This is a genomic window from Trichothermofontia sp., assembly GCF_053493415.1.
This window is the reverse complement of the sequence record NZ_JBRCAD010000227.1, coordinates 1-9,694: the sequence shown is the minus strand read 5'-3', so window position 1 is coordinate 9,694 and position 9,694 is coordinate 1. Positions and strand designations below refer to the sequence as shown.

Annotated in this window: 8 protein-coding genes and 1 pseudogene; 5 read left to right on the top strand and 4 right to left on the bottom strand. The window is 56.9% G+C overall.

Annotated elements, in window-relative coordinates:
• Positions 1-68: 68 nt before the first annotated feature.
• The 3 genes from ACWIUF_RS20015 to proB all read left to right on the top strand — a co-directional run bounded on the left by ACWIUF_RS20015 (position 69) and on the right by proB (position 2,940).
• Positions 69-878, top strand: coding sequence for a pantothenate kinase (locus ACWIUF_RS20015; RefSeq protein ID WP_448574298.1), 810 nt, complete (start codon positions 69-71; stop codon positions 876-878).
• Positions 879-984: 106 nt separating this feature from the next.
• Positions 985-1,716 carry a triose-phosphate isomerase gene (gene tpiA / locus ACWIUF_RS20010; protein WP_448574297.1) on the top strand — a complete coding sequence of 244 codons (732 nt, stop codon included), beginning with the start codon at positions 985-987 and terminating at the stop codon, positions 1,714-1,716.
• Positions 1,717-1,794: 78 nt separating this feature from the next.
• On the top strand, positions 1,795-2,940 hold the full coding sequence (gene proB, locus ACWIUF_RS20005) for a glutamate 5-kinase (protein ID WP_448574296.1): 1,146 nt from the start codon (positions 1,795-1,797) through the stop codon (positions 2,938-2,940).
• A 176-nt stretch (positions 2,941-3,116) separates the two neighbouring features.
• Here the strand turns inward: proB and ACWIUF_RS20000 are convergent, their stop codons facing one another.
• Both ACWIUF_RS20000 and nblS read right to left on the bottom strand, forming a co-directional pair.
• Entirely contained in the window at positions 3,117-4,244 is a 1,128-nt protein-coding gene (locus tag ACWIUF_RS20000) for a glycosyltransferase family 4 protein (RefSeq protein ID WP_448574295.1), read from the bottom strand.
• A complete protein-coding gene (gene nblS / locus ACWIUF_RS19995) occupies positions 4,231-6,411 on the bottom strand; it encodes a two-component system sensor histidine kinase NblS (protein WP_448574294.1) in 2,181 nt (726 codons plus the stop codon). The genes ACWIUF_RS20000 and nblS overlap by 14 nt, the downstream gene beginning before the upstream one ends.
• Before the next feature lie 195 nt (positions 6,412-6,606).
• Here nblS and pgeF point away from each other — a divergent pair, with 195 nt between their 5' ends.
• Both pgeF and ACWIUF_RS19985 read left to right on the top strand, forming a co-directional pair.
• Positions 6,607-7,392: a peptidoglycan editing factor PgeF gene (gene pgeF, locus ACWIUF_RS19990; RefSeq protein WP_448574293.1), complete on the top strand. Its 786-nt coding sequence runs from the start codon at positions 6,607-6,609 to the stop codon at positions 7,390-7,392.
• Between the two features lie 46 nt (positions 7,393-7,438).
• On the top strand, positions 7,439-7,924 hold the full coding sequence (locus ACWIUF_RS19985) for a PH domain-containing protein (protein ID WP_448574292.1): 486 nt from the start codon (positions 7,439-7,441) through the stop codon (positions 7,922-7,924).
• A gap of 169 nt (positions 7,925-8,093) precedes the next feature.
• Here ACWIUF_RS19985 and psbC read toward each other — a convergent pair whose 3' ends face one another.
• Positions 8,094-9,452, bottom strand: coding sequence for a photosystem II reaction center protein CP43 (gene psbC / locus ACWIUF_RS19980; RefSeq protein ID WP_448574299.1), 1,359 nt, complete (start codon positions 9,450-9,452; stop codon positions 8,094-8,096).
• Positions 9,453-9,465: 13 nt separating this feature from the next.
• Positions 9,466-9,694, bottom strand: a pseudogene (locus tag ACWIUF_RS19975) (photosystem II D2 protein (photosystem q(a) protein)); the annotation flags it as partial.

The window sequence follows — 9,694 nt, the reverse complement described above, 5'->3', positions numbered from 1 at the left end:
GCCAGTTTCTTGGCTGAGGTAGGCTTGGAAGAGGGTTTCACGATCTGGCAGCACGGGGGATAGGGGGAATGCGTGGGGACGACGGGGGAGAGGAACCCCTAAGGCACGAAGGACGCGAAGGGACCCGAAGGGGGGGGGTGGCGCTGGTGGTGGGGAATTCGCGGCTCCATTGGGCGTGGTTGCAGCAAGGACAGGTGCGCGCTACCTGGGATACCCCACACTTGTCGGCCCCGATCGCGGTGGAGGCACTGGTGCCGAGGGCAATCGCGGCCCAGGGGATGCCCCGATCGCCGTTACCGGTCTGGATTGCCTCGGTAGTGCCCGCCCAAACGGCCTTGTGGCAAGCCTATCCGGCGGCAAGGGTCCTCTCGCTAACGGACATTCCCCTCGCGGGATTGTACCCTACCCTGGGGATCGATCGGGCATTGGCACTCCTGGGAGCGGGCGTAACCTATGGGTTTCCCAGCCTGGTGATCGATGCGGGAACGGCCCTGACGTTCACAGGGGTGAATGGTAATCATCAGCTTGTAGGGGGGGCTATCCTACCCGGTCTGTCCCTCCAGCTCAGGGCCTTAGCCCAACAGACAGCAGCCCTCCCGATCGTGTCGCCACCAGCTACCTTGCCTCCCCGCTGGGCACAAGACACGGAGACGGCGATCGCCAGTGGGGTCATCTACGGAATACTGGCCACGCTGCACACGACAGTGGGGGCTTGGCAACAGCAATTTCCCCACGGTCCCATTTGCCTCACGGGTGGGGATGGTCCCCGCCTGCTGAGCTATTTACAAGCCGAACATCCGACGATCGCCGCCCAACTCATCCCCGATCTCCACCTATGTTTCCAAGGCATTCTGGCCCTCATCCCCGATCTGGCTTGAAGGCGAAAATAGCTAAAGATTTACCCCTTAACCCCTCACCAGAAGGGCAGGACAGGGCCGGTCACGGTATACACTGGGGGATGGTCAAACGAGAAAGAATGGGCCTGTGCGCAAGATCGTCATTGCTGGTAACTGGAAAATGTATAAAACCCAGGCAGAGGCGCTGGAGTTCCTGAAGGGATTCCTACCCCTGCTAGCGGATACCCCGGAAGAGCGGGAGGTTATGCTCTGTGTCCCCTTCACCGATCTCCGGACCCTCTCAGAAAGTCTTCACGGTAGCCGGGTGCGGGTGGGTGCCCAGAACGTCCATTGGGAAACGGAAGGAGCCTATACCGGTGAGATTTCGGCAGCCATGCTGGTGGAGATTGGGGTTCGCTACGTCATTATTGGCCACAGCGAGCGGCGGCAATATTTCGGCGAAACCGACGAGACCGTGAATTGGCGCTTAAAAGCCGCCCAAGCCGCCGGGTTAACCCCCATCCTCTGTGTCGGCGAAAGCAAACAGCAGCGCGATGCGGGCGAAACGGAAAAGCTGATTTATACCCAACTGGCCCAGGATCTCATCGATATCGATCAACAAAATCTGATCATTGCCTATGAACCCATCTGGGCGATCGGGACCGGTGACACCTGTGAAGCCACGGAAGCAAACCGGGTGATCGGCCTGATCCGCAGCCAACTGAATAATCCGGATGTCCCAATCCAGTATGGCGGTTCCGTCAAACCAGGCAATATTGACGAAATTATGGCCCAGCCCGAGATTGATGGGGCACTGGTGGGTGGTGCCAGCTTGCAGCCAGCAGACTTTGCCCGCATCGTCAATTACCAGACTCCCTGACGCTAGGAACGGGTTGCCCCAGGGGGGGTTGCCCTGACTATCTCCCTGGGCTGCTCCTATCTCGGCTCCCCTCAGACCATGCCCCAAACGATCGTCGTCAAAATCGGTACCTCTAGCCTCACCCAGCCGGAAACGGGAATGCTGGCCCTGTCCACGATCGCGGCATTGGTGGAAACCTTGGGACGGCTGCAACAGCAGGGCCATCAGGTCGTGCTGGTCTCCTCCGGGGCAGTGGGGGTGGGGTGTGCCCGCCTGGGATTGCTCGAACGCCCCCGCACGATCGCCCTGAAGCAGGCGGTCGCTGCCGTGGGTCAGGGACGGTTGATGCGCATTTATGATGATCTGTTTACTTCCCTACAACAACCGATCGCCCAGGTATTGCTTACCCGCAGCGATCTGGTCCAGCGGAGCCGCTATGTGAATGTCTACCAGACCTTCTGTGAATTGCGCAAACTGGGGGTGATCCCGATCGTCAACGAGAACGACACGGTGGCTGTCGATGAACTGAAATTTGGCGACAACGATACCCTGTCGGCCCTAGTGGCGAGTTTAGTGGAGGCCGATTGGCTGTTTATGCTCACGGATGTCGATCGGCTCTATTCTGCTAACCCTCGCATTCATGCCGATGCCAAACCGATCAGCCTTGTCCAACTGGATGAGCTGGCCGAGTTGGTGAACCAAACCCGCGAGCAGGAAGTGACGGCCAAGGAAAATACGGGGTCCCAGTGGGGAACTGGGGGCATGGCGACCAAAATTGCAGCAGCCCGCATTGCCACTGATGCCGGGGTCCGCACGGTCATCACCGAAGGCAAATCTCCCCAGAAAATCGAGCACATCCTCCAAGGGGAACTCATCGGCACCCACTTTGAACCCCAACCCCGTCCGATCAATGCCCGGAAACGGTGGATCGCCTATAGCCTGGTTCCCGCTGGCAAGCTCTACCTGGATACGGGGGCCGTCAACGCCATCCAAAAGGCCGGCAAGTCCCTACTGGCGGCAGGGATCATTGAGGTGGAGGGGGAATTTCAAAGTAAAGATGCGGTCCTCATCTGTGATCAGGCTGGCCAGGAAATTGCGCGGGGCATCGTTAACTACAGTAGTAGCGACCTCCAAAAAATCCAGGGCCGCCGATCGGAGGAAATCCCCACAATCCTGGGCCAAAGCAGTCCCGAAACGGTGATTCACCGCGATAATCTTGTCCTCAGCACCTTGAGTTCGGGTTAAGGCCGGGGGGGGCTGACGTTTAACGGTCATCCCTTTCTTCTGGCACCAAATTCAGTCCATTAGGGGCAACCCATCATCGGTGAGACTTGCGCCGAACGGCTGCCGGTAGGCTTGCCGAGCAGATCTAAGGATTAGCTAGACAGCCCTCAGCCCGTTGACTGGCTCGCTGTTCATCCCTACAAATACTGTTGTAATACCATATTGGTCATGGCTCCGGTCTTGGCCCAACTAAAGGTCTGCACACGTTCCAAGCCCGCTTGCCGCAGACGCGATCGCAGGTTTGTATCGACCAACAGCGCGTGCATCGCATCGGTGATCTCGGCTTCAGCATAAGGGTTGACCAAAAGGGCCGCTTCCCCGGCGACTTCCGGCAGGGCCGAGCAGTTGGAGGTGATTACGGGGGTCCCACAGGCCATTGCCTCCAGCACGGGTAACCCAAAGCCTTCATACAGACTCGGAAAAACGAGGGCGATCGCCTGCCCTAGCAGCTTGGGGAGATCCGCATAGGAAACGTAATCCAGGAACTTGACCCGATCCTGAAGATTGAGCGCCGTGACTTGGGCGTGCAGTTCCGGGGTATAGCGGCGATCGCTGGGACCCGCCAGCCATAATTCACATTCCCGATCCGCCAAAGCTGCAAAAGCCGTGATCACCCGCGAGACATTTTTATAGCGATCGTGGCGGCCCAGATATAGAAAATAATTCGCCGTTGGTAGGGCTAAATCACGAAAATGGCTATCGTCGTACCCCAAAGGCGTTGCCGTGAGTTTATGGGGAGGAATGCCAAAAGTGGACTGCACCGCCTGCACCGTCGCCTGGGAATTACACAGAATGTGGACAGCCTGATGGAGAACGCGGGGAACATAGACCCGAAAATAGGTGGCTAAGCGGGAAAACCGCCCTCCAAACCGCAAGGGAATCAGGTCATGGACTGTCACAACAAACCGACAACCGGTATAGAGTGGAGCCTCTGGAATCGGGGAAAACAGCAGGTTCGTGGGCGTCGATCGATAAATGGCAGGTAACTGAAACTGCGTCCAGCCCAAACGCCGCAAATGCCCCACTGCCCCCTGATCCGGTGTCATATTACCCGCGATCGGCATGACTTCATATCCGGCTGTCTTCGTATCTTGGGGGGGATTACCCAACTGGATCTGAGCTTGCTGATCCGCTGGCACCAACACCCTGGGCTGTAAGGCAGCTAAATAGGGCAATACCTGCATGGCGTAATTCGTATGCCCCGTTGGACGGCGACTCAAAAAAGCCAAATTGACGAGCAAACCCGGTGCCTTAGGAAGCGACATGATCCTCCACAGGCACCCCCTCGGTTACGAGCGACTCGCTGGCGGAACACCCGTTATAGTCCTTGATCAACCCCGACTCAGCGTGGGTTTGCTCCTGAAACACCGCGAGATCAAACCAAAAGGTTGTCCCAACACCGACCTCGCTAATCACCTGCACGGTACTGTGGTGTTTCTCGACAATATTGCGCACGATCGACAACCCTAACCCAGTTCCCTCCAGGGTATGCACCCGATTCTCCACCCGCACAAAGCGATCGAAGATCGTATGCAGATCCTTCGCATCAATCCCAATCCCCGTATCTGCCACCTCAATCCGCACAAATCCAGGGGGCGACGCCAGCGAAGTATGGGGAAACGCAGGCGAAGCCGTCTGGGCATCCGGGCCATCCAGACCCGCAACCCAATCGGTTGGGGTGTCGTAATGGGCCAAGTTGCTATAGTGGTGTACCGTAATCCCGGACTCTTCCGGGGAGAGTTGGTAGGCCCGGATCACCACCTTGCCGCCACGGGGCGTGAATTTCAAGGCATTTCCCACTAAATTGGCAAATACCTGGAGCAACAGATCGTAATGGCCCAGCACCGTGGGCAAGTCCTTGGCAGCTTCATAGGATAGTTCAATCCCCTTGTCCTTGGCATTGAGTTGGTGGCTGCGGAGGGTTTGCTCGATCGCCATATTCAGATCCACCGCCTCAAAGTGGTACTGGCGCGACGACTCCAGCCGGGACAAATCCAGAACATCGTTGACTAGCCGGGTCAGGCGATCGGTCTCATGATTGGCCGTTTCCAGAAACTCCCGCCGTTCTTCTTCCCCTAAACTATCGCCAAATTCATGCAGCGTTTCAATAAAGGACTTGATATTAAACAGGGGGGTGCGCAACTCGTGGGAAACATTACTGATGAACTGGCTTTGGGCCTCATTAAGTTCCACCTCGCGGGTAATGTCCTGGATCGTCATCGCAATCCCCTTGACATTCTCCCGCGCCTGATCCAACACGTTGGTTAAGAGCAGACGAATCGTGCGGGGGGCGGGTTCATCTAAAGTGATGCGGAATTCAGCCGTTTCGCATTCGCCCTGTACCATTTGATAGAGGGGCCGGGTGAGTTCCACCTGGGCTGAGACAGGCAAATAGTAAAGCACCTTTTCCCCAATCAGATCCCTCCCTTCCCAGCCAAACAGCCGTCGTGCCGTAGGATTCACCAAAATAATTTGCAATTCGTTGTTGAGCAAAACGGCACCATCGGCGATCGTCGATACAAGGATTTCCAGCTTCGCCTTTTCAGCGGTTAGTTCCTCAATATTTTGTTCCTCGTAGTGTTCGAGCCGCTCCGCCATTTCATTGAAACTGAGGATCAATTCCCCCAGTTCACCCCCCAGGGGCAAATCCACCCGTTGCTTAAAATTCCCGGCGGCAATATTCTTCACCCCCACCAGCAATTCCTTAATCGGCTTCGTAATTGTCAAGGCATTAAAGACCGCCCCCAGGATTACCATCACCCAGATCGACACGAAGACGGCGATCGTTACATCCCGCGTCAGGTGGGAGGAAGCCACCACCGTCGGGTTAGGGTTAATCCCGATCGCCAGCACGCCTAGGTATTGATCGGCCTGGACCAGGGGCACAAAGACATCCGTTACCTCACCCCCTGGCGTTTTGTGCTGGCGGACGAGGGGGAGGGCCGCAAAATTCCGGGATTCGACATGGTTGAGGTAATTGTCGGGTAACTGAATCCGCCGTTGAATGGCCCTAGCAGGCGGATCAGCGGTTACCGGATCGGGGTTAGCCCTAGCCTCTGCGGTATCAAACCGTTCACCAAGAGCAGAGAAGGGAATACTGAGGCGTATGGTACCCTCCTCATCGGCGTAGAGGATATAGCGCACACTGGAGGTGCTGTCATAGAAGCGTTGACTAAAATGGGCCAGTTCCGATAGCTTGTCTTCCGACACCAAGGGCGCAACATTTGCGGCCAGCAATAACCCCAAGTCACTGCCAAAGCGGGTATCACTGAGGCGGGCATCCTGCTGAATCGTATTCACCGCCCAAAATGTTAACCCGCTCATCAGTAAGGAGACAAACAGGGTTGCCCCCGCCATCAATTTGGTCTGGACGGTAAATTCCGACCACCAGTGGGTAATAATATCGCGAATTGCTTTTAGGAACGCCAGCAAGGTTAAGTAGGTCTATCCAAAAGGGCATTTAGAGTTTAGGACACCCGGTGATCAGGGGTAACCACAATCAAGGCACGATCGCGGACCAGAGAACCAGTATCCTGGTATTCAACGGTCAGCAAGTCGCTAATACCTCGTTATATTTCTCAATATAACTGACTCTTTGCCCCACAGAACGTTATCCGTCCATTACCCATGCATACCTGGCACTGGCAAACCTGGGAGGATCTCCCCTACCTCACCTGTTCGCTGCTGGAACCGTGGCCCCACGGCTTTTTTACCCAACACTTCCACGCGCGATCGCCCCAGGAATTAACCCCGATCCTGCACCCAGCGGCCAAAACCTATCGGGTGCGGCAGGTGCATGGGGATTGTGTCCTTAGCACCCGTGACCTGACCCCGATTCCCCCCTCCCTGGATACCCCTGCCCTAGCCCCGGCGGATGGCTTGATGACGACGGGACCCCAGGAGTCGGTGTGGGTATGTACGGCGGATTGCGTCCCGGCTTTGGTGGCGGATACCACGACCGGCAAAGTTGCGGCAGTTCATGCGGGGTGGCGGGGCACAGCAGCCCAGATTTTGCCCCAGACGATCGCCCAGTTCCAGAGCCAGGGCAGTGTTCTCCAGGATTTACGCGTCGCCTTGGGACCCGCGATCGCGGGGCCGGTCTACCAAGTGGCTACTGACGTTGCCGCCGAAGTTGGGGCCACCCTCCAACCCTTACTGCCTGAGTTGGCCCCCTTTGATCCCCTCGCCAGCCTCAGTCAACTGGCCGATCCCCCCATTCTGGCCGATCCGGAGCCAGGGCGCGTTCGTCTGGATGTCCGGCGAGTCAATGTACTCCAACTGCAATCCTTAGGAGTACAACCGGAACAGGTGGCGATCGCGCCCTACTGCACCTACCAGCAACCGGAGTATTTCTTTTCCTATCGGCGCACCGGCCAAAAGCAAGTGCAGTGGTCAGGAATTGTCAGTGTTTAAAAGCGCAACCCAGAAGATGACTACAGATTGTTTCCCACTTGCCCCGATGTCACCGTTGATTCGCAACCTGACCATCGTGCTGCTCTTGTTACCGCCACTTTTGGGTATTGTCGCCCTGATCAAACAAAGTGGTTGGTTAGGAGCAATCGCTTTGTTCATGGTTGTAGTGTATGCCAGCGTTTGGTTGGGGTGGCGTCCCGTTTGTTTCCGCATTACTGATGAGAACTTAACGATCGCGTTTCCCCTGTGGCAACGGCTGATCCCCCTGGCTTCCGTCACCGAGGTGCGTGTGCTGGACCTAAAGACGTTTTTGCAGCAATTTGGTGACCCCTTTCGAGTCGGTGCAGCCGGTTTGTGGGGGGGCTTTGGCTGGCTATGGACGAGTCAAGGCGGTTGGGTCGAATTTTATGTCTCGCGCTCCGATCAGTTCATCTTGGTGGGACGATCGGGGCATCCGCCGCTGCTGATTACCCCGCGATCGCCCCATGATTTTGTGGCTACCCTAGAGGCCAAACGCAATCGGTCCGGCTAGGGGGGCTAACGATAGCGATCTCAATCTGGCTTAATCTGGCTCAATCTAAGGATTTCCTAGATCTGGCGACGATGCTTGCCGTAACGTCCCAACAAAAATCTCCCAATCCCTAGGGACTGGGAGAGATTGTGAAACGAATTCAAGGGCGATCGATCCCTGAGGACCAGTCCTAGTCGAGATCGTTCATCGCAAGTACGGGTTCATTTTCGCGATCGATCCCCTTCTCAAAGCCAGCGGCAGCCGCACGGGCGCGACCGGCGTGCCAGAGGTGACCGACGAGGAAGAAGAACGCCAGGACGAAGTGGGACGTGGCCAACCAGGCACGGGGGTTCACGTAGTTGAACGAGTTGGGTTCGGTAATAATCCCGCCCACCGAGTTCAGCGAACCGTTCGGCGCATGGGTCATATACTCAGCCGCCCGCCGAATTTGCCAGGGTTGGATGTCATTCTTCAGCTTGTCCAGATCCAGGCCATTCGGACCCCGGAACGGCTCCAGCCACGGTCCCCGGAAATCCCAGAACCGCATGGTTTCCCCACCGAAGATGATTTCACCCGTCGGCGATCGCATCAGGTATTTACCGAGACCCGTCGGACCTTGGGCCGAGGCAATGTTAGCACCCAGCTTTTGGTCACGGGCCAAGAAGACAAAGGATTGGGCTTGCGACGCTTCCGCGTTGGTGGGGCCAAAGAACTCGCTCGGATAAACCGTGTTGTTGAACCACACCATACAGGAGGCAATAAAGCCCATCAGCGACAAAGCACCGAGGCTGTAGGACAGATAGGCTTCACCCGACCAGACAAAGGCACGGCGTGCCCACCCGAAGGGTTGGGTCAGGATGTGCCAGACACCACCGGAAATGCAGATCAGGCCGATCCAGATATGACCGCCGATCACATCTTCCATGTTGTTAACGCCAACAATCCAGCCTTCACCGCCAAAGGGCGACTTCAGCAGATAGCCGAAAATAATTGCCGGGTTCAGGGTTGGGTTAGTGATGATGCGGACATCGCCACCGCCCGGTGCCCAGGTATCATAGACACCGCCGAAGAACATGGCCTTGGCCACCAGCAGGAACGCACCCAAGCCGAGCAGGATCAGGTGAATCCCGATGATGGTGGTCATCTTGTTCTTATCGCGCCAGTCGTAGCCGAAGAAGGCGGAGTAGTCTTCCAGCACTTCCGGACCGCGCAGGGCGTGGTAAATCCCACCGAGGCCGAGTACCGCCGAAGACACTAGGTGCAGCACACCCACGACAAAGTAGGGGAACGTATCCACGACTTCACCGCCGGGACCGACACCCCAACCCAGGGTGGCCAGGTGGGGAATCAAAATACAGCCCTGTTCGTACATGGGCTTTTCAGGGATGTAGTGGGCCACTTCAAACAGGGTCATCGCCCCGGCCCAGAAGACAATGAGACCGGCGTGGGCGACATGGGCACCCAGCAATTTACCGGACAGGTTGATCAGGCGTGCGTTACCAGCCCACCAGGCAAAGCCGGAGGATTCCTGGTCGCGACCGCCACCCATGACGAGAGAACTATTAAAGGGCGTTTCCACGGGGTAAAACCTCCTCTGGGAAGACAAATTTTTCATGGGGTTGGTCTTGGGGAGCCATCCAAGCCCGTAGACCTTCGTTGAGCAGAATGTTCTTGGTGTAGAACGTCTCAAACTCTGGGTCTTCTGCCGCCCGGATTTCCTGGCTCACAAAGTCGTAGGCCCGCAGGTTCAACGCCAGACCCACAATCCCGATCGCACTCATCCACAGCCCC

Excerpts from the sequence above, each read along its gene's own strand:
- ACWIUF_RS20015 (WP_448574298.1), top strand. The coding sequence starts at position 69 with ATGCGTGGGGACGACGGGGGAGAGGAACCCCTAAGGCACGAAGGACGC.
- ACWIUF_RS19985 (WP_448574292.1), top strand. The coding sequence starts at position 7,439 with ATGTCACCGTTGATTCGCAACCTGACCATCGTGCTGCTCTTGTTACCG.
- ACWIUF_RS20000 (WP_448574295.1), bottom strand. The coding sequence starts at position 4,244 with ATGTCGCTTCCTAAGGCACCGGGTTTGCTCGTCAATTTGGCTTTTTTG.
- psbC (WP_448574299.1), bottom strand. The coding sequence starts at position 9,452 with ATGGGTGGCGGTCGCGACCAGGAATCCTCCGGCTTTGCCTGGTGGGCT.
- proB (WP_448574296.1), top strand. The coding sequence starts at position 1,795 with ATGCCCCAAACGATCGTCGTCAAAATCGGTACCTCTAGCCTCACCCAG.
- pgeF (WP_448574293.1), top strand. The coding sequence starts at position 6,607 with ATGCATACCTGGCACTGGCAAACCTGGGAGGATCTCCCCTACCTCACC.